At 36.8% G+C, this 19,176-nt stretch carries 17 protein-coding genes; 7 read left to right on the plus strand and 10 right to left on the minus strand.

All coding sequences use genetic code 11. The annotated features are described in order from the left end of the window. Nucleotides 1-27: 27 nt before the first annotated feature. Nucleotides 28-2,946 carry a glycoside hydrolase family 3 N-terminal domain-containing protein gene (locus P176_RS0116275; RefSeq protein WP_026755701.1) on the plus strand — a complete coding sequence of 973 codons (2,919 nt, stop codon included), beginning with the start codon at nucleotides 28-30 and terminating at the stop codon, nucleotides 2,944-2,946. 38 nt (nucleotides 2,947-2,984) lie between these two features. Further along, nucleotides 2,985-4,121, plus strand: coding sequence for an N-acetyl-alpha-D-glucosaminyl L-malate synthase BshA (gene bshA / locus P176_RS0116280; RefSeq protein ID WP_026755702.1), 1,137 nt, complete (start codon nucleotides 2,985-2,987; stop codon nucleotides 4,119-4,121). Here bshA and P176_RS0116285 read toward each other — a convergent pair. Both P176_RS0116285 and P176_RS0116290 read right to left on the minus strand, forming a co-directional pair. Continuing rightward, nucleotides 4,118-4,627: a DUF421 domain-containing protein gene (locus P176_RS0116285; RefSeq protein ID WP_037348999.1), complete on the minus strand. Its 510-nt coding sequence runs from the start codon at nucleotides 4,625-4,627 to the stop codon at nucleotides 4,118-4,120. The genes bshA and P176_RS0116285 overlap by 4 nt on opposite strands. Nucleotides 4,628-4,639: 12 nt before the next feature. Continuing rightward, nucleotides 4,640-5,710 (minus strand): endonuclease/exonuclease/phosphatase family protein, encoded by a 1,071-nt coding sequence (locus tag P176_RS0116290; protein ID WP_037349000.1) that lies wholly within the window; start codon nucleotides 5,708-5,710, stop codon nucleotides 4,640-4,642. A 171-nt stretch (nucleotides 5,711-5,881) separates the two neighbouring features. On the opposite strand from P176_RS0116290, the gene P176_RS0116295 reads away from it, so the two are divergent. Further along, nucleotides 5,882-7,405 (plus strand): GH3 auxin-responsive promoter family protein, encoded by a 1,524-nt coding sequence (locus tag P176_RS0116295; protein ID WP_026755705.1) that lies wholly within the window; start codon nucleotides 5,882-5,884, stop codon nucleotides 7,403-7,405. Nucleotides 7,406-7,433: 28 nt separating this feature from the next. Here the strand turns inward: P176_RS0116295 and P176_RS0116300 are convergent, their stop codons facing one another. Beyond that, on the minus strand, nucleotides 7,434-8,039 hold the full coding sequence (locus P176_RS0116300; RefSeq protein ID WP_231481281.1) for a hypothetical protein: 606 nt from the start codon (nucleotides 8,037-8,039) through the stop codon (nucleotides 7,434-7,436). Nucleotides 8,040-8,192: 153 nt separating this feature from the next. On the opposite strand from P176_RS0116300, the gene P176_RS0116305 reads away from it, so the two are divergent. From P176_RS0116305 to P176_RS0116315, 3 genes are all read left to right on the plus strand, one after another. Next, nucleotides 8,193-9,455 carry a putative DNA modification/repair radical SAM protein gene (locus P176_RS0116305; protein WP_026755707.1) on the plus strand — a complete coding sequence of 421 codons (1,263 nt, stop codon included), beginning with the start codon at nucleotides 8,193-8,195 and terminating at the stop codon, nucleotides 9,453-9,455. Then, nucleotides 9,455-10,225 (plus strand): TIGR03915 family putative DNA repair protein, encoded by a 771-nt coding sequence (locus P176_RS0116310; RefSeq protein WP_026755708.1) that lies wholly within the window; start codon nucleotides 9,455-9,457, stop codon nucleotides 10,223-10,225. Before P176_RS0116305 ends, P176_RS0116310 begins: the two co-directional genes overlap by 1 nt. Before the next feature lie 296 nt (nucleotides 10,226-10,521). After that, nucleotides 10,522-11,148 carry a LysE family translocator gene (locus P176_RS0116315; protein WP_026755709.1) on the plus strand — a complete coding sequence of 209 codons (627 nt, stop codon included), beginning with the start codon at nucleotides 10,522-10,524 and terminating at the stop codon, nucleotides 11,146-11,148. A 16-nt stretch (nucleotides 11,149-11,164) separates the two neighbouring features. Here P176_RS0116315 and P176_RS0116320 read toward each other — a convergent pair whose 3' ends face one another. From P176_RS0116320 to P176_RS0116335, 4 genes are read right to left on the minus strand one after another with little or no spacing between them, the layout of a single operon-like run. Next, nucleotides 11,165-11,812 carry an alpha/beta hydrolase gene (locus tag P176_RS0116320; RefSeq protein WP_026755710.1) on the minus strand — a complete coding sequence of 216 codons (648 nt, stop codon included), beginning with the start codon at nucleotides 11,810-11,812 and terminating at the stop codon, nucleotides 11,165-11,167. 8 nt (nucleotides 11,813-11,820) lie between these two features. Further along, nucleotides 11,821-12,153 (minus strand): membrane protein, encoded by a 333-nt coding sequence (locus P176_RS0116325; protein ID WP_026755711.1) that lies wholly within the window; start codon nucleotides 12,151-12,153, stop codon nucleotides 11,821-11,823. A 9-nt stretch (nucleotides 12,154-12,162) separates the two neighbouring features. After that, complete coding sequence (locus P176_RS0116330) at nucleotides 12,163-13,416, minus strand: dihydroorotase family protein (protein WP_026755712.1); 1,254 nt, start codon at nucleotides 13,414-13,416, stop codon at nucleotides 12,163-12,165. Further along, a complete protein-coding gene (locus P176_RS0116335) occupies nucleotides 13,413-15,338 on the minus strand; it encodes a BatA domain-containing protein (protein ID WP_026755713.1) in 1,926 nt (641 codons plus the stop codon). Before P176_RS0116335 ends, P176_RS0116330 begins: the two co-directional genes overlap by 4 nt. Before the next feature lie 498 nt (nucleotides 15,339-15,836). Here P176_RS0116335 and lpdA point away from each other — a divergent pair, with 498 nt between their 5' ends. Then, nucleotides 15,837-17,237 (plus strand): dihydrolipoyl dehydrogenase, encoded by a 1,401-nt coding sequence (gene lpdA, locus P176_RS0116340; protein WP_026755714.1) that lies wholly within the window; start codon nucleotides 15,837-15,839, stop codon nucleotides 17,235-17,237. A 135-nt stretch (nucleotides 17,238-17,372) separates the two neighbouring features. On the opposite strand, the gene P176_RS0116345 is transcribed toward lpdA, so the two are convergent. From P176_RS0116345 to P176_RS0116355, 3 genes are all read right to left on the minus strand, one after another. Next, nucleotides 17,373-17,963 (minus strand): hypothetical protein, encoded by a 591-nt coding sequence (locus P176_RS0116345; RefSeq protein ID WP_026755715.1) that lies wholly within the window; start codon nucleotides 17,961-17,963, stop codon nucleotides 17,373-17,375. Between the two features lie 430 nt (nucleotides 17,964-18,393). After that, the gene (locus tag P176_RS0116350) at nucleotides 18,394-18,651 is read right to left on the minus strand and encodes a Txe/YoeB family addiction module toxin (protein WP_026755716.1); all 258 of its coding nucleotides are present in this window, start codon (nucleotides 18,649-18,651) and stop codon (nucleotides 18,394-18,396) included. A gap of 1 nt (nucleotide 18,652) precedes the next feature. After that, a complete protein-coding gene (locus P176_RS0116355) occupies nucleotides 18,653-18,907 on the minus strand; it encodes a type II toxin-antitoxin system Phd/YefM family antitoxin (RefSeq protein ID WP_026755717.1) in 255 nt (84 codons plus the stop codon). Nucleotides 18,908-19,176 lie beyond the last annotated feature (269 nt).

A 19,176-nucleotide genomic window follows, 5' to 3' on the forward strand; every position in this document is an offset into this window, starting at 1 on the left:
TAAGAACTTCAAACAAGATTCCTTTTTATGCGTTATATCATTGCCTTATTTATTCTGTATTTCAGTTTACTTCCAGTGTTTGGTCAAACTGCAGACCATCCCTTGGCTGCGAATGACTTATTTCTACAAAAAAAATGGGTAGATAGCACATACAATGCCATGAGCTTGGAAGAGAAGGTAGGACAACTGTTTATGGTTAGAGCATTTTCTAACAGTACCAAAGCCCATGAGAATGAGGTGGCAGATTTAATCAATAACTATCACATTGGCGGACTCATTTTTTCTTCAGGTGGTCCCGTTAGACAAGCAAAATTAAATAACCTTTATCAAGCCATTTCAAAAACCCCTTTGTTGGTAGGTATGGATGCAGAGTGGGGGCTAAGCATGCGCTTAGATTCTACCTATGCTTTTCCTTGGAACATGACCTTAGGAGCCGTAAAAAATCAAAAGCTCATAGAGCGCACGGGCTATCATATAGGAGAGCATTGCAAGCGTCTTGGCGTACACTTTAATTTTGCTCCAGTAGTGGATATCAATACCAATTCTGAAAATCCAATTATTGGTAACCGTTCATTTGGAGAAGATCGTGACAACGTCACCGAAAAGGCTTCTGCTTTTATGAAAGGCATGCAAGCTGCTGGTGTTTTGGCAAATGCGAAACATTTTCCAGGTCATGGTGATACCGATAGTGATAGTCATAAAACCCTACCAACAATTGCCTTTAATGAACAACGCATCGACTCGGTAGAGCTATTTCCATATCGAAAATTGATTACAGAAGGCTTGTCTAGTGTGATGGTCGCACATTTAAATGTGCCAAGCTTAGAGCCAATGCCAGGCGTGCCATCTTCTTTGTCTAAACATATTGTAACCGATATCCTAAAAAACGAACTAGGATTTAAAGGACTTATATTTACAGATGCCCTTGAGATGAAAGGTGTCTCTAATTATAGTACTCCTGGTGATATAGATCTTGCCGCCTTTAAGGCTGGTAATGATGTTTTGCTTATTTCCGAAGATGTCCCTAAAGCCATTGAAAAAATAGTTACCGCATATCAGGAAAAGGAAATTTCCGAAGCACGTTTAGCAGAATCTGTCAAGAAAATTTTAATGGCAAAATATAAGGTTGGTCTTGATAATTATCAGCCTATTGGGACTGCACATCTCGTAGAGGATTTAAATCGACTGGAAGATGATTTGCTTTACAGCGAACTTATGGAAAGTGCGATTACGGTTTTAAAAAACAAGTCGGATATTCTACCACTACGCCATTTAGAAACCAAAAAAATTGCTTACGTAGAATTGGGTGATGGCGGTGGAAGTGTTTTTTATGATGAACTAAAAAAATATACTAAAGTTCACAAAATTGAAGGTATGTCGCTTAATATTCTATTGCGAAACCTACAAAATTATAATACAGTCATTGTTGGTTTGCACAAACCTAATGACAACCCTTGGCAAGATTATAAGTTTACAGATCAAGAATTGGTATGGCTCTATGAAATTGCCAGAACCAATACCGTTATTTTAGATATTTTTGCCAGACCCTACGCTCTAAATGATTTATTGACTGTAGAAAATATTGAAGGTGTGGTGATGAGCTATCAAAATAGTAAAATTGCACAAGAAAAATCTGCGCAACTTCTATTTGGTGGGATTCCGGCAAAAGGAGAGTTTCCTGTTACCGCTGGAGAATTCTTTAACTTGGGAGATGGGGTGACCTATACGGGATTACAATCCTTAAGTTATGGCATACCAGAAAGTGTTGGTATGAGTTCAGAGAAATTGAGACGCTTAGATTCTATAGCCCAAAAGGCAATAGATGGAGAAATGACGCCTGGTATTCAATTGCTGGTAGCAAGAAAGGGTAAAGTGATTTACAATAAAAACTTCGGAAAGCATCGCTACGATGGTGATGAGGACGTAAAGTTTGAAGACATGTATGATGTGGCTTCTCTAACTAAGATCTTGGCGACCTTACCGTTATTGATGGAATTGGTAGAGAAAAATGCGATTACCTTAGATACAAAGTTGTCTAAACTGTTGCCCGAATATGCCAACTCCAATAAGAGAAATATTACCTTAAAGGAAATGTTATCGCACTATGCGCGACTCAAGCCATGGATTCCGTTTTACGTGGCTACTTTAGATGCTGAAACGAAGCGTCCAGATCCAGAATATTACCGTAAAATACCGAGTTTGCGATATAGTATAAAAGTGGCTGACGAGATGTACCTTAGAAAGGACTATCCAGACAGTATGCAGAAAATCATCAAGGATACCGATTTATTGTCTTCAAAACGCTACCGTTACAGTGATTTGCCTTATTACATTTTAAAAAAATATATTGAGGAGTATTATGATAAACCCTTAGATGAGTTGGTGCAAGAGCATTTTTATGAATCTTTGGGAGCTAACTATACCACATATAATCCGTCATCTATGTTTACCAATGCCAATTTGGTTCCTACAGAAATTGATGATTATTTCAGGTTTCAAGAAGTTCAGGGTTATGTTCATGATATGGGCGCAGCAATGCAAAATGGTGTAGGTGGCCATGCTGGTATTTTTAGTAATGCCAATGATGTCGCTAAAATCATGCAAATGTATTTACAGAAAGGCTATTATGGAGGTAAGCGTTATTTTAAGACAGAAACTATAGATAAGTTTAATACCTGCTATTATTGCGATAAGGATGTTCGTAGAGGTGTTGGTTTTGATAAGCCTCAGTTAGGAGATTCTGGTCCAACCTGTGGTTGTGTGTCCATGACTAGTTTTGGACATTCTGGTTTTACGGGAACCTATGCTTGGGCAGATCCCGAAGAAGAAATTGTATACATATTTTTAGCAAATAGAACCTATCCTAATGCTGGGCAGAATCTTCTGTTAAAAGAGAATATCAGAACAGATATTCAACGCTTGATCTATGAAGCCATAGAGGATTAGTTTTTAAAATGAATAATCAACACGCTTAAAATTATAAAATGAGAATAGGAATAGTATGTTATCCAACTTTTGGAGGAAGCGGCGTTGTTGCCACAGAATTGGGTTTAGAACTTTCTAAAAGAGGACATGATATTCATTTTATCACCTATAGCCAGCCAGTACGCTTGGATTTGTTGGGGAGTAAGGTGCATTTTCATGAAGTAAATGTTCCAGAATATCCGTTATTTTTATATCAACCTTATGAATTGGCACTCTCCAGTAAACTGGTAGACATGGTCAAATTACATAAAATAGAGATACTGCATGTACATTACGCCATTCCGCACGCTTATGCAGCCTATATGGCGAAGAAAATGTTGCAGGAAGAAGGCCTAAATGTTCCCATTGTGACCACATTACACGGTACAGATATTACACTTGTGGGAAGTCACCCTTTCTACAAACCAGCCGTAACCTTTAGTATTAATAAGTCGGATGCCGTCACTTCAGTTTCTCAAAGCCTGAAGGAAGATACCGAGCGTTTATTTAAAATAAAAAAGGAGATTCAAGTCATTCCAAATTTTATAGATTTAAAAAAGCACGAACCAAATTTTACCGATTGTCAGCGTGAGCTTATGGCGAGTGAAGATGAACGTATTGTAACCCACATTAGTAATTTTAGGGAAGTCAAACGAATTCCTGATGTGATTAGGATTTTCAATGAAATTCAAAAGAAACTACCAGCCAAGTTAATGATGGTAGGCGAAGGTCCGGAACGTAAACCAGCGGAAGAATTAGCTGAGGAATTAGGGATAGCTGAAAAGGTCATATTCCTTGGGAATAGTAACGAAATTGATAAAATACTTTGTTTCAGTGATTTGTTTTTATTGCCCTCACGAACCGAAAGTTTTGGTCTGGCAGCATTAGAGGCAATGGCATCTGGAGTCCCTGTGATTTCTAGTAATACTGGTGGTATTCCAGAAGTTAATATTGAAGGCGTTACCGGTTTTTTAAGTGATGTTGGCGATGTAGAAGCTATGGCGAAAAATGCTGTATTCATTTTAGAGGACACCGAAAGATTATCAACATTTAAGAACAATGCAAAAGAAGCCTCCAAAAAATTTGGGATTTCTGAGATTGTTCCAAAATACGAACAGATTTATAAAGAGACGTTGAGCAAAAGCTTAGTGCTTTAAAAATCAATAATCCATTGATCAATCGCCTTGTCTGAGGCACCATGCAGTACAGAGATATCGCCAGTAGATTCAAATATAACGGCTTTTACCTCTGTAAGTTGAATAACATTAGCTTCTCGAAGCTTTGCTTTAATGTCAGATTCTGTCACTTTGCATTTTTTGAGATTATCATAAAACACCTCACCATTTTTCATTAAGAAAGTTGGCTTATTATCAATAGCCTGTCTTACCACCTTATAACGTCTCGCATGAGCTACGATAATTTGGATAAAGTACATGATGCCCAAACCAAAAACACCTTGGGTTAAAGACACAGATTTAGACATGGTGACTGTAGCTACTATAGATCCGAGAGCAACAGTAATCGCAAAATCAAAACTCGACATTTTAGAAAAACTTCGTTTGCCGCTTATTCTAGTAAACACCACCAAAGCAATATAAATACCAACTGCGGTTAAAACAATTGCTAAAAGACTTTCTGTAGAATTAGTAAACCATTCTTTCATAATGTTAAGTTTTTATTTCTTTTCGTTAAAGGCATCAATCTGATCTTGGGCCCGCTTTAAAATTTCTTTTGAGGGGTAGGGTTTGGTTTGATCCTGTTTCAATTCTGGCTCATAAGTTAATTGCGTATAAAGAGGATAGTGATCAGATCCTACATCCTCGCACTTTTCTACGCTTTTCAATCTAAAATCACTTGAAATGAAAATATGATCTAAGGGCCAACGCATTAATATGTTATCTGCATTATAGGTGTTATACAAACCTCTTCCTTTTCTTACATCTAATAACCTGCTCACTTTTTGAAAGAGTACAGAGGTCTGGGACCAAGCAACATCATTAAAATCACCTATAACAATCACGGGGTATTTGGATTCTAAGGCCATTTTGGCAATCATCATCATTTCTGAATCTCGATCTGTTGACATTGCGTTTTCCTGTGGCATCGGTGGTGTTGGGTGAATGGCATACACTTGTATGGTATCGTTACTGCTCAATTTTACTTTTGTATGTATTGATGGAATGCTGTCACTAACAAGGTAATGTACTTGGGTATCAAAGAGCGGTAATTTGGAATACATAAGCATTCCATAAGCGTTATCAAGAGGTACTTCTGATCTGTATTGATATTGCGGATCTAAACCAGCAGTAATGTCGGTCATCCAATCGGTGTTCGTCTCTGTAAACAACAGGATATTTGCATCAAATTGATTGAATTGATGCACCAATAAGTCGTGTTCCTCATTTTTTTGCAGCACATTAGAGGTGTATATAGAAAAGGTTTCTAGCTGTGGGTTAGAATCTGCAACCTCAAACTCGGCCAAAGAGGTATATGGATAGATTTTAGCAAATTGAAAAAGTACGCAGCCTATTAATACGATAACAAAAATATAATCGCGATAATTTTTAATATCAAATTTTATAAAATAAAATAATAGTGCGGCAGTTGTTAAGCAGGTGAGTTGCAAATGTGGATAATCAAAAACCCTTATCCACCAAAAATCCAATGCTACAAATGGCATCAGCGTAAGAATGATAGCGATGAGTCCAAAAATCTGAAGCGCTTTTTTTATAGTTTTAGATTTCAATTTTGATGGGATTAGGGTTTAAATATAGATATAATTCTATTTAAAAAAAGACGAAAACGTATATGAGGCAATGTTTTAGCCGATATTGGTAATGGTATCTGTACAGATGAGGTAATTTTCGCATTTCAGATTAAAAATGACTTTTAAAAAGTAATTTTATAAAAAAATAACATGGCAATTTTAGGAAATATAATAAAGGGGATTATCAATATAAAAGACACCCTTACCCCAGATATCGATCATAATGAGGTACAAGAAGAAGTGTTAAAGTCTATTCTGAAAACGGCCAAAACCACACAATTTGGAAAACATTACGACTTTGAATCTCTTCTTGATGCAGAGGATATTCCTAAAGCTTTTGCTGAACGTTTGCCTTATTTTGACTACAATTCTTTAAATACAAATTGGTGGAATAAACTCCATGAAGGCGCAACCGACGTCACCTGGCCAGGTGTTCCTCATTATTTTGCCTTAAGTTCTGGTACTACAGGAAAAACCAGTAAGCGTATTCCCGTTACTGATGAGATGATTGAAGCTATTAGAGAATCAGGAATTAAGCAGGTGTTTGCGCTTAAAAATTTTGATCTTCCTCCCGATTTTTTCGAAAAGGAAATCATGATGTTGGGCAGTTCTACCGATTTAGAAGAACGCGACGATCACTTAGAAGGCGAAATTAGCGGTATTAGTGCAAGCCGAATCCCATCTTGGTTTAGAGGTTATTATAAGCCAGGTGAGGAAATTGCTAAAATAGATGATTGGGATGATCGGGTCCAGCGCATTGCTGAGCGTGCTGAAGAATGGGATATTGGCGCCTTGAGCGGTATTCCTTCTTGGATAGAACTCATGCTTCAAAAGGTGATTTCACACCATAACTTAAATAATATCCATGAGATATGGCCAAACTTACAAGTATATACTTCTGGTGGCGTTGCATTTGGTCCTTACAAAAAGAGTTTTCAGGCCTTAATGGGTAAACCGGTAACGGTGATTGATACTTATTTAGCTTCTGAAGGTTATATCGCCACTCAAATTAGACCAGAAACTGACGCCATGCAATTGAATACTGAAAATGGTATTTATTTTGAATTTGTGCCATTTAAGCCAGAGTACATTAATGAAGATGGATCTTTAGCGCCAGATGCGCCGTCAATTACTTTAAAAGAGGTGAAACCCGAAGTAGATTACGTGCTAATTATTAGTACCGTAAGTGGAGCATGGCGTTATCTTATTGGTGATACTATAAAGTTTACCGATGTGGAGCGCGCAGAAATTAAAATTACAGGACGTACTAAATTCTTTTTAAACACTGTTGGATCTCAACTATCTGTAAATAAGATGGATGATGCCATGAAAGTGCTTGAAGAGCAATTTGACGCCAAAATAACGGAGTATACCATTTGCGCCAAAAGAGGTGAGGATGGAGAGTTCTATCATTTTTGGTATTTAGGATCAGATCTTGAACAACCCAATGAAGAAAAAATAGCCAATGCTTTGGACGACGCCTTGAAGTCTGCCAATAAAAATTATAAAGTTGCTAGAAGTAAGGCTTTAAAAGGAGTGAAGGTCACTGTTATAGCACCTGATCTGTTTTATGATTGGAATGCCAGAAATAAGAAAAAGGGCGGACAAGTTAAAATGGAGCGTGTGATGAACGAAGAAAAGTTTGCAGAGTGGGAGGATTTTATAAACGGCTAATCCAAAAGGATTCAGACGGTTCTAAACTTTATTTTTCTTCCGTTTCGCGTTGTTCTACTAAGTGCATGATCTCTTCAGGAGATAAATAATATTTCTGAATACGATCTTTATAACTTTGCGTGATTTCGGCGTGGTTTAAGATAAAATCTTTTGTTTTTAAGATGAAATCTTCCATGCCATGGTTTACGGCGTAGGAGTCTGCCGCTCGTTCTGCTTCTACAATATGATTGTCAGAAAGCACGTATTTTATTCCAAACCAGATCAAGTTCAACTTATCCCGGTCTTGATAGTCCATAATATGCCCTAGTTCATGACCAATCCATCCAATAAAGATATCTTTCGGGATATCTCGGGTTCTAAATTCTTCGTTTGAAATTTTAAATTTCTCACTTATCAAAATCACGTAACGTCTATGCTTTCTACTTCGGAAAAAACTCCCAAAGGTTGGCCTGGCCTGCATGGTCGACTTCTTGATATTTTTTTTGAATTTAAATTCAATATTGGTACTGTCCAGTTCAGGATAATAGGATAACGCAGTAGTGACGTGGTTATTTATCGAATCTGGTATGGTATGTTGTGCGTTTGTCATAGAGACTATAAATATCGAGAAAAACAGTAGGCCTAATTGTCTCATATGCGATTATTATTTGGGGAAATCATAATTTGCAAATTTAACGCACTCAAACTTAGTTTTACTACAAATGGTGGCAATATGTTGGCTTCTAAAAATTTATCTTTACAATTCTTAGAAATTTTAAGTCATTCAAGAATAAATCCCTTCCTCTAAATGTCATTCGAGCGTACTCAAGAAAAATTAAAAATATTAGCCGATGCCGCAAAGTACGATGTGTCTTGCTCTTCGAGTGGGAGCAAACGTGCTAATAAAAATAATGGATTGGGCAATGCTTCGGGTATGGGCATCTGTCACTCTTATACCGAAGATGGTCGATGTGTTTCGCTTCTAAAGATCCTATTGACCAATTACTGTATTTTCGATTGTGCCTACTGTGTCACAAGAAAAAGTAACGATATCAAAAGAGCGGCATTCAAGGTGCAAGAGGTTGTAGACTTGACCATTAATTTTTATCGAAGAAACTATATTGAAGGTCTTTTCTTAAGTTCTGGTATATTTAAGAGTGCTGATTACACGATGGAACGCTTGGTTGCAGTAGCAAAAAAATTAAGGCTTGAAGAAAATTTCAATGGCTATATTCATTTAAAGTCTATACCAGGTGCATCAGATGAGTTAATGCACGAAGCAGGATTATATGCTGATAGATTGAGCGTCAACATTGAAATTCCTACTGAATCTGGTTTAAGAAGATTGGCACCAGATAAAAAAAGGGAAGATTTTATCAAACCAATGTTAAAAATCAAAAATGATATCATCGAGAATGCATCTGAAAAGAAGGTGATCAAGTCTACACCTAAATTTGCTCCAGCTGGTCAAAGTACACAAATGATTATCGGGGCGAGTGGTGAGAACGATTTTCAGATTATGCAGACCTCTAATTTCTTTTATAAATCCTATAACCTCAAGCGGGTGTACTATTCTGGCTATGTACCTATAAGTTACGATAGCCGATTGCCCCAAATAGGAACAGACGTTCCTATGCTAAGGGAAAATCGTTTGTATCAAACAGATTGGCTCATGCGTTTTTATGGTTTTGATGTAAGCGAGATATTAAATCAAAATCATCAAAATTTAGACTTGGATATCGACCCTAAATTGGGTTGGGCCTTACGTAATCTTCATGAATTTCCTATTGATGTCAATACCGCTGATAAAAGAATGTTGGCAAGAATCCCTGGACTGGGAATGAAATCGGTTTACAAAATCATAAATGCTAGGCGTTTTAGAAAACTAAATTGGGATCACCTTAAAAAAATCGGGATAGCTTTTAATCGGGCAAAATTTTTTATGGTCTGCGATTCAAACCAATTTGAACGTCGTGATTTAACAGCAGAGCGCATAAAAGGCCTGATTCTTCAAAACAGTACTTCAAAATATCAAAAAACCCTTAGTAATCAATTGAACTTGTTCGCTTAATGCAAAATAAAACATTGGTTTATGACGGTACTTTCGACGGATTTCTTTCCGCCGTTTTTTATGTGTTTGAGCATAAGTTAGAGGATGTATATCTACAAAACCAATTTAGCAGTACCGAGCGTATGTTTTCAGAGAAAGAAGAGATTCTTACAGAGAATGTAAAGGCCGATAGGGTTTGGAAGGGAATTCAAAATAAATTAGGGAAGTCACAAAGCTATAAATTGTATTATGCTTTTTTAAGCGAAAAGAACGGTGTTGAGGATGTTTTGTTGAATATGATCAAATATATATTCAGCGATATCCCGAATGTTGCCAATGATTTTTCACAGGCTTCAGTTTTAGAGATCTCCAAGATAGCGAAGATGGTTGGGAGGGAAAAACACCGTATGGAAGCTTTTGTGCGATTTAAATTAACCAAAGATGGTATTTATTTTTCAAATATTGAACCCGACTTCAATGTGCTGCCTTTGATTTCTAGTCATTTTAAAAAACGCTACGCCGATCAAAAATGGCTGATTTATGATATTAAAAGACGCTTTGGTTTATTTTATGATTTAGATAAGGTGGATACCATCACTTTGTATTTCCCTGATGATTTTGATTTTACAAAAACGGATGAGAATATTTTTGCCAATCAAGAGTTTGAGTTCCAAAAACTATGGCAAGATTACTTTAAAAGTGTGAATATTACCTCTCGAAAAAACATGAAATTACACATTCAACATGTGCCTAAGCGTTACTGGAAATATATGAGCGAGAAATTAAATTAGGGACTGATCATAAAACATTCAAAGCAGAGGTTTTGATTAAAATGCTATTAAAAACGCGTGATAGAAAAACGAAGCTTATATCATGTGAAACGGTTTAAGCTAATATTGCTAAGGAAGCAACTTTAATTTTACATAAAATATGATGATTTTATGAGCAATAATTTGAGAAGGACCACTATCAGCAAGTTTTGATTTGGGACCCGAATTTCGATTAAAATACGGTTTGAATCACAGTAATCTCTAAATGCAGTAACTTGGCACGCCTTTAAGTTGTTTATTTGTGTTTTAAACCAACTATGAATTTATTTATCTTCGTCCTTTTGGGCTTCGCCATTGCATCTTTAGGGAGTATTTCACCAAGCTTTTTAAACCTTACGGTTGTAAAATTCAGTCTTAGAAGTGGCTTAAAGGCTGCATTGTTTCTTATTGGAGGATTTGCTACGGTTTTGTTTTTTCAAGCGAATCTTGGGGCTTACTTAGCCAATGTTCTTATGGAGAATTCCGAATATATCACAACGATTCAAAAAATAGGGACGGCCATCTTAATTCTATTGTCGGCTTATTTCTTTTGGTCTTATTTTAAATCCAATAAAACATTAAAGAAGGTGGAGATAGAGAAATCAAAAGCCTATTTCCATGGTATTGGGATGTCGCTGTTAAATACATTTGCAATACCCTTTTATTTTACGGCCATCTCTTTTTTAATAGGCTTGGATTATTTTGAATATTCTGTTAAAAATGCCCTTTTCTTCTCATTCGGTTCAACTGCAGGTTCTTTTACTACCTATTCGGTGTATGCTACAATTGCTACAAAAATTGAAGACAAATTGAGCTATGTCGCTGGTAAAATGGATTTTATTATCGGGTGTTTAACAGGAGTGGTGGGGCTTGGTAATCTTATTTATTTTGTTTGGTTTAAGTGAATTTAGATTAAAAAAATCAAATGCGTTTCTCTAACCAACTTTTGAGATCATAAAAATTTTGAGGGGCAACACCGTGGCCAACAGGAAATTCTGAGTACGTGTTTTTAATACCATGGGCATTTAAAAATACGGGTGCCTTTCTTGCCCAATCCACAGGAATCACTTGATCAACACTACCATGAGAGCAGTAAAAATCTAGGTGAGAATAGTCTTTATCATTTAACTGCTCAGGGAGCATGTCTTCACTCACATAACCGCTAAGTGCAATCACATTTTTAACTTTTTCAGGATAGGTAAGGGCTACAGCGTAGCTTAAGATGGTCCCTTGGCTAAATCCTAATAATGTGACATTTTTAGCATCTACAGGGTAGGTTGCACAGGCATAATCAATAAACTCAGCGATGGCATCGCGAGAAGATTTGGCTTGTTCAACATCATTCCATTTGTTTTGGTCAGCATCAAAGTTAATGGCGTACCACGCGTTGCCATAAGGTTGCATGGTGTATGGAGCCTTCAAGGAAATCACAAAAAGCTCCTCTGGTAATTCTGAAGCAAAAGAGAACAAATCGTTTTCATCGCTGCCATAACCGTGACATAGTATGATGAGCGGTGCATTTTCCTTTAATGTCGATGGTCTGGTAATGTATTGTAAAGCTGTATTCATAGAGTAAGTTATTGACCGATAGATTTAAAAAGACGTTGAAAGAATGGGCCTAAAACCGGCACGGCCATCTGCTTTTCTGCCACAGCACCAAAGATGCCGTAAAGAAAAAGAACAATAAAAAATATCCAAAAGGAGGTGGTAATCATCCAACTATCAAAACCACCAATAAAATAGCCCAAAATAAATTGAAGTAACCAAAGTCCTAGCGCTTGACGAATGTGAAAAGAAACGAGCTCATCCCGTTTTTCCCGATTCATAAAAAAAGCGATCAGTGTGCCTATAATGGTTATATAAGCAACAATGGCAAGCATTTTATTAGAGTTTCCTTCAGATTGTGACATGAATAGGATTTAATTTAAAATCAATTGATTGTTATTGAAAATACCATAAACGCGACCTTTCATAGGCTTTCCATCAAAAATGGCGTTGGTTGAAGTCGATACGATATGCTCTTTAGAAAAGGTATAATTTCCGTTAGGTGTAAAAAGCGTTAAATCTGCTGTATTACCCACTGAAATAGGCGATCTTGCAATTCCAAAGCGTTCTTTTCCACTTGTTAAAACATCAACCGATTTCTTAAGCGTAAGCACTTTGTTTAAAGCGCCGAAAGCACTTTCAAGACCGATGGTGCCATAGGCAGCATAATCAAACTCTATTTTCTTGTGTTCAATATCCATCGGATTGTGATCACTGGTGACCATGTCAATGGTACCGTCCTTTAACCCCTCAATTAAAGCCTCAATATCTGAGGGTGTTCTCAAAGGCGGTAGTACTTTAAATTTGGTTTCAAAATGTTGAAGTTCTTGGTCTGTGAGCACAAGATTATGGATGGCGACACTACAGGTCACGTCAAGGTTCTTCTGTTTTGCGGCGCGTATTAAGTCTACAGACTTTGACGTTGAAATGGTAGGAATGTGCAATTTCCCATCGGTATACTCTAAAATAAACAGATCCCTTGCAATTTGAAGGGCTTCCGCTAATGCCGGATTTCCTTTTAGCCCCAAAGAGGTGCTCATGGCTTCCTCGTTCATCACGCCAGAACCACTAATTTTTGATTCCTGCGGGAAAGACAGCACCAAGCCATCAAAATTGCTCGCATATTGTAAGGCTATCTTAAGCAGATTAGGATTTGAAATGGGATGCTGATAGTCATAAAAGGCAACAGCTCCCGTATTTTTCATGTCAAACAATTCTGCTAAATCCTCACCATCACTATGTTTTGTTAATGCGCCAATAGGGTAGAGGTTAACCGCTTGCCCTTGGGCTTTATTCATTACAAAAGCCACGTCTGAGCTGGTATCAATAATAGGGTTGGTATTAGCATTAAGCGCAACAGATGTAAAACCAGAATGTGCGGCTGTCTTCAGACCATTGGCAATGGTTTCCCGTTCTTCATAACCAGGTTCTCCAAAACTCACACTGCTATCAAACCAACCTTGAGACACATGAAGATTCTCGAAAGTGACCTCCTTGTAGTTTTTGGGGTTTTTGATGTTCTTGGCAATGTTAGTGATCTTTCCTTTTTCAATTAAAATATCAACGGTCTCATTATGAAAATCGCTTTTTGGATCAACGATTATTGCAGAGGTGATGAGTACGTTCATTTCAGGAATTTTAAGATGAGCAGTTCTATTAGTAAAAAAATCAGTGCAAAAATAACAAACCATTTCCATAGCTCATTGACGTTTGATGCACTTTTTATATCATCAATGGCAGTGGCTACAGAATCACTCACCGTTACGCCATTTAGATTTTCTAAGTTGAGATAGCGCAATTGACTTTCACTGCGATTATAGTTAAAGCTCATATTCTTAAGAATACGCTCATTATTTTTTACTGAAATGATTCCCGCTTTTTCAGGATAATCATTCGTAGTTAACGCTACTTTATTGGCGTAGGTTCGCTGAAGCGGAATTACCGAATTTTCGCCATCATCCAGAGACAAGATCTCATCTTGGGTTAGGGTCACGGGAATATCAATACGATTTTCCGAAGCAATCTCGTAGTACAGGTCGCCCATTTTAAGACTCTGTTTCCCTATATTATAAAGTACGGGCACGATGAGAGGCGAATTTTTAAAATTAGAATTATCATCATTTAATGCTGCGGAAAAGCGATAGGCTTGGTCCATTCCCGAGAGAAAGGATTGTCCGTTTTCATAACTCAAAATAGCGGACGTGGCATTGGCAGAATTATCAAAAAAGGAATTGACTTTAGGATATTGAAAATTACTGATGCGCTTATCAAAGACATTGGTGAGTAAAGGATGCGAAAAATTAATAGCGGTAATCATTTTTTCCGAAGCCTTTAGTTCGTTAAATGATCCTAGGTTATAATTTGAGAACAAGGCGTTATAATCGCTTATTTGAGCGTTTTCCGAAGGAATAATTAAAACGGAGCCACCATCGTCTGTAAACGCTTTAAGAGCTACCGTTAAAGAACTTGGAACCGAATTCAGTTCGTTCAACACCACCAAATTTTGATTATTAATGCTGTTGTAATTGAGATTTTTAAAAGATGTTGCGGTATAGCTAAATTCATCTTCAGAATAAATTTTACTTAGAAAGGCATCATCAGCATCATTGATGCTGAGTACATTGATCTTAGCAGTTTCCTCTAAATTAAAATATAAGCTGTTGTCATATTGAAGATTAGGATCTTCTATGGCAATTTTGCCATCAAATTCGCTGTTGGTGGGAATGGTGAAAATCACACTATTCTTTCCGTCTAGTGTTACTGCGCTTTTGGCTATAAGTTTATTCTTATTGTAAAGCGAAACGGGGACGTTTTCAATAGGATCGCCAAAATTTTTGAGAACGACCTCTAATTCCAGATTGTCAATGCTACGTTTGGCAATAAAAGTGCTGTCTATCGCAATGTTGTTGAGATTGGTGGGTGTTAACTTTACAAGTCTTAAGCGTACCAAACTATCGGTAGGATTTGAAAACTCAGCATCTTTTTGTTGAAAGTCAGAAATAAACACCAAATTTTTAACGGCACTATTGTCTTCAGAAAACAATTGCTTTCCTTTTAGAAGCGCTGCTTCATAAGTAAGTTGGTTTGGAGTGTATTTAAGGTCGATCAAATCATTTTTAATAGCTTTAAGCGTTGTGTTTTTAAAGCTGGATGTATTGGTAAGAATAGAGATGGGATCGTCACCATCAACACGCTCTAAAATATCTTGTACGGCACGGTTTAAAAGCGTCCCATTAGCACCTTGAGCTTGCATGCTAAAGGAGTTATCGAGATAAATGACCGTTTCGTTCTTGGTGTTAAATGTATCGGTATTAGAGAAATAGGGTTGGGCAAATGCAAGGATGATACAAGTTAATAATAGCAAGCGTATGAGTAAAGTGAGCCATTTTTTAAGCTGGGAACTCTTTCTGGTTTGTATGGTAATACGTTTTAAAAACTGAACGTTTGTAAACGCCACTTTCTGAAATCTTCGTAATTGAAATAAATGAACAATGATAGGAATAACGAGCAGTAATAGGGCGTAAAGAAGTTCTGGATATTTAAACTGCATTCCTAAGGATTGGGATTTTAGGTGTGGGTTCAAATATAGAAAATGCTAAACGATTAAAGCGGTTTGCTTTTGAGAAATTTAACAAGCGGTTTCTTCGGAAATGGGATGCAAAGCGAAAACATGGTGCAAACTTTCAGTACTATTCAAAACTTGGGTTTTAATTAAAATGAGCTTTTGGATGAACATTCCTTAGGAAAGGAAATGCGTCCTGATAATTACTACGTAATAGATCTCTATAATCTCCTAAAAATCGCGATATATCCTTCGGCTAAAAACAATCAAAATTGTACTTTTGTGGTCCATAATTAAGATAAAGCACATTTACTTAATTATAGCAGATGTGGGGAGTGTTTCATATGGTTTTAAAGCGGTGCTTTTAATCAATTATCAAATAAGATGTATCCAAATAACGTGACACACATTTTTTAGAACGATAAAAAAATAAAATAGAGCGTTTCAAATCGCTTTAGAAATCACAATTTAACAAACATAAATGATATGAAATCTTACGACGTCGCAATTATAGGTTCTGGTCCTGGTGGTTATGTTGCAGCAATTCGCTGTGCGCAATTAGGGATGAGTACTGCAATTATTGAAAAATATTCTACTCTTGGTGGTACTTGTCTTAATGTGGGCTGTATCCCGAGTAAGGCGCTTTTAGACTCTTCTCACCATTACGAGGATGCCGTCAAGCACTTTGAAGAGCACGGTATTGAGATTCCAGGAGAAGTAAAAGTCAATCTTGAAAAAATGATTTCAAGAAAACAATCGGTGGTAGACCAAACTACTGGCGGTATTGATTTCTTGATGAAGAAAAATAAAATAGACGTTTATGAAGGTGTTGGTAGCTTTAAAGATGCAACCCATATCAAAATAGACGGAAAAGAGGCTACTGAAATTGAAGCAAAACACATCATTATCGCAACAGGTTCAAAACCTGCAAATCTTCCTTTTATTGATTTAGATAAAGAACGCATCATCACGTCTACCGAAGCCTTAAAGCTTAAGGAAATTCCTAAGCACATGATTGTTATCGGCGGTGGCGTGATTGGTTTAGAGCTTGGCCAAGTTTACGGTCGTTTAGGTGCCGATGTTACGGTGGTAGAGTATATGGATCGTATCATCCCAACCATGGATGCTGGCTTGTCTAAAGAATTGACTAAGGTCTTTAAGAAAGCTAAATTCAACATCAATGTATCTCATAAAGTAAAATCTGTTGAGCGTAAAGGTGACGAGATCATTGTTAAAGCAGACAATAAGAAGGGTGAAGAAGTAGAATTTAAAGGCGATTATTGTTTAGTATCTGTGGGCAGACGTCCATTTACAGATGGTCTTAATGCCGAAGCAGCTGGCGTAAAATTAAACGATAGAGGTCAAGTAGAAGTCAACGAGCATTTACAAACAAGCGTTAAGAACATTTATGCTATTGGAGATGTAATTAAAGGCGCCATGTTAGCCCATAAAGCTGAAGAAGAAGGTGTTTTTGTAGCGGAGACTATTGCCGGACAAAAACCACATATTGATTATAACCTTATCCCAGGAGTAGTGTACACTTGGCCAGAGGTAGCTTCTGTAGGTAAAACCGAAGAAGAATTAAAAGAAGAAGGAGTGGCTTATAAGTCGGGACAATTCCCAATGCGTGCCTTAGGTAGAAGCCGTGCGAGTGGCGATACTGACGGATTTGTAAAAATCTTAGCAGATAAAAACACTGACGAAGTGTTAGGGGTACATATGATTGGTGCCCGTTGTGCCGATTTAATTGCTGAAGGTGTCACCGCTATGGAATACAGAGCGAGTGCAGAAGACATCGCAAGAATGTCTCATGCCCATCCAACATACGCAGAAGCGGTCAAGGAAGCCGCGCTAGCAGCAACCGAAGATAGAGCATTGCACGTTTAAAAAATTGCACCATTATAAAATGAAAATCCCGCTTTTGCGGGATCTTTTTATTCAAAGCAGCTTAGACACGGCTTAATATAATTTATACGTAGTGCTGGTAATTTAAGATGTTATTAAAATAAAGGCATGCGTAGCTCACAGCTCCTTAATTAAATCCCAAATCCTTAACCGTTTGCTATAATCATCTTCATTAATATCTCTTACAAAACAGTAGGCGCTAATGTCTTCACGTTTTACTTTCTCTGCAAGCTCTTCAACCGTAAATGGGCCAAATTCTCTCGACTTTTCTATATAATAAAACTCGTGATCGTAAATAAGATTGGTAACCTTCTGACGGTACTTTTCCCTTAGAAATTTTTGAACATCTGCAAAGGTATTTACTTCCTCTTCATAATGACTTTCATTAATAAACAAGGCGATGTCTGTCTTGTTTTGATGATTGAGTACCAATACATCATCATCCTTAAAATAGGCTTTTACAGTGATGAGTCCGTCTTCGGTTTGAATAGAAAACACATTTTTAATGTCAATGGTCCAAGAGGTTTCTGTGGTGGTTTCTTTTTCAGAGATTTTTAAAACATTATCTTCTTTAAAGACATAGACCGCCTTCTTTTTTTCAATGCCATTGACCAAGATCCACTCTTTATTTAAAAGCAACTCGTCATGATGGGTCTCATAATCAAAAGGTTTGAGATTGGGTATGCTATCAAGTAATGGATGTGACATGCAGAGACGTGTAATTAATTGTTCTTTAAAATAGCAGTTTCAATTCACAGTGAAAAGATCTTGGCCCCTTCTAAATCCTTTTACCGAAATTTTCCATTGAATTTAAGTATTTTGATTCAAAACTCAGTGCTAATGAAGCACTTTTAGTTTAACGGAATTTTTTTCGGATTATTGAGCCTGCCTAAAATTTATCTAAAAAGGCCAATACCGATTTCTTGAAACTTCTGCTGATTGGGAGCGCTTTATCTGTAATAGTGATGTGCTCATTGGTAAAGGAAGTGATCTCTGATATCGTAATTGTGTATAGTTAGTTGCTTTGTTTAGCAACTAAAATAGTAAAAGAAAACAAACCAGAGGGAAGTCTGTAGGATTTTCCGAGTACACAATGACCTAGCAATTAATTATACACGGAGCTGACAGCAGTATTTTTTCAGTCGTAATGAAACCTGCATTTCGCAATTAATATTTCTTCTTCTTTGTATTGATAAATTAGTCTATGCTCGCTATCGATTCGTCTCGACCAAAATCCAGCGTATTTGTGTTTTAGAGGTTCTGGTTTTCCAATTCCATCAAAAGGGTTTCGAGCAATATCTTTTAGAAGTTCATTTATTTTCTTTAGCTTTTTTTTGTCCGTCTTCTGCCAATACAAATAGTCTTCCCAAGACTCATCAACGAAAATATACTTCATTTTAGTTTTCGATTAAGTCTTTATTAAAGGTCGTTCCGTTTTTCAGTTTGTCAATTGCAGAATCTAATCTTAATTCATTTTTTCGAGAAGACAATTCGTGATTTGTAGCCATCAGAGAATTGTATTCTTGCAAAGACATAACTACAATTCCAGAATCCTTTCCACGATTTATAATTAAAGTTTCAAAGTTCTTTACAACCCGGTCTAAGTACGTTTTAATATCTTTTCTAAAATCAGAAACAGTTGTTATTTGCATAATATTATATTTTATGATGTACAAAAATATGTACAAAAAATGATTTAGGCAATTTTTTTTCGTAAAGCTTGCAAAGCAATAATAAAGGGTCTATGGACGCCCAAAAACTGGTCTTGAGGTAATGTTGCCTCAATGGCAATCATGGTTTTTCCTTAAAGTCTCATTTATCACTGTCCTTTTTGGATCCTTCGTCTTTTTAATTTCAAGACTTGGCATCATGATTTTGAGATCACAATTATCGGCAGAATCACAGATGGAATAAAACAAAT

The organism is Sediminibacter sp. Hel_I_10 (genome assembly GCF_000688335.1).
GTDB lineage: Bacteria > Bacteroidota > Bacteroidia > Flavobacteriales > Flavobacteriaceae > Psychroserpens.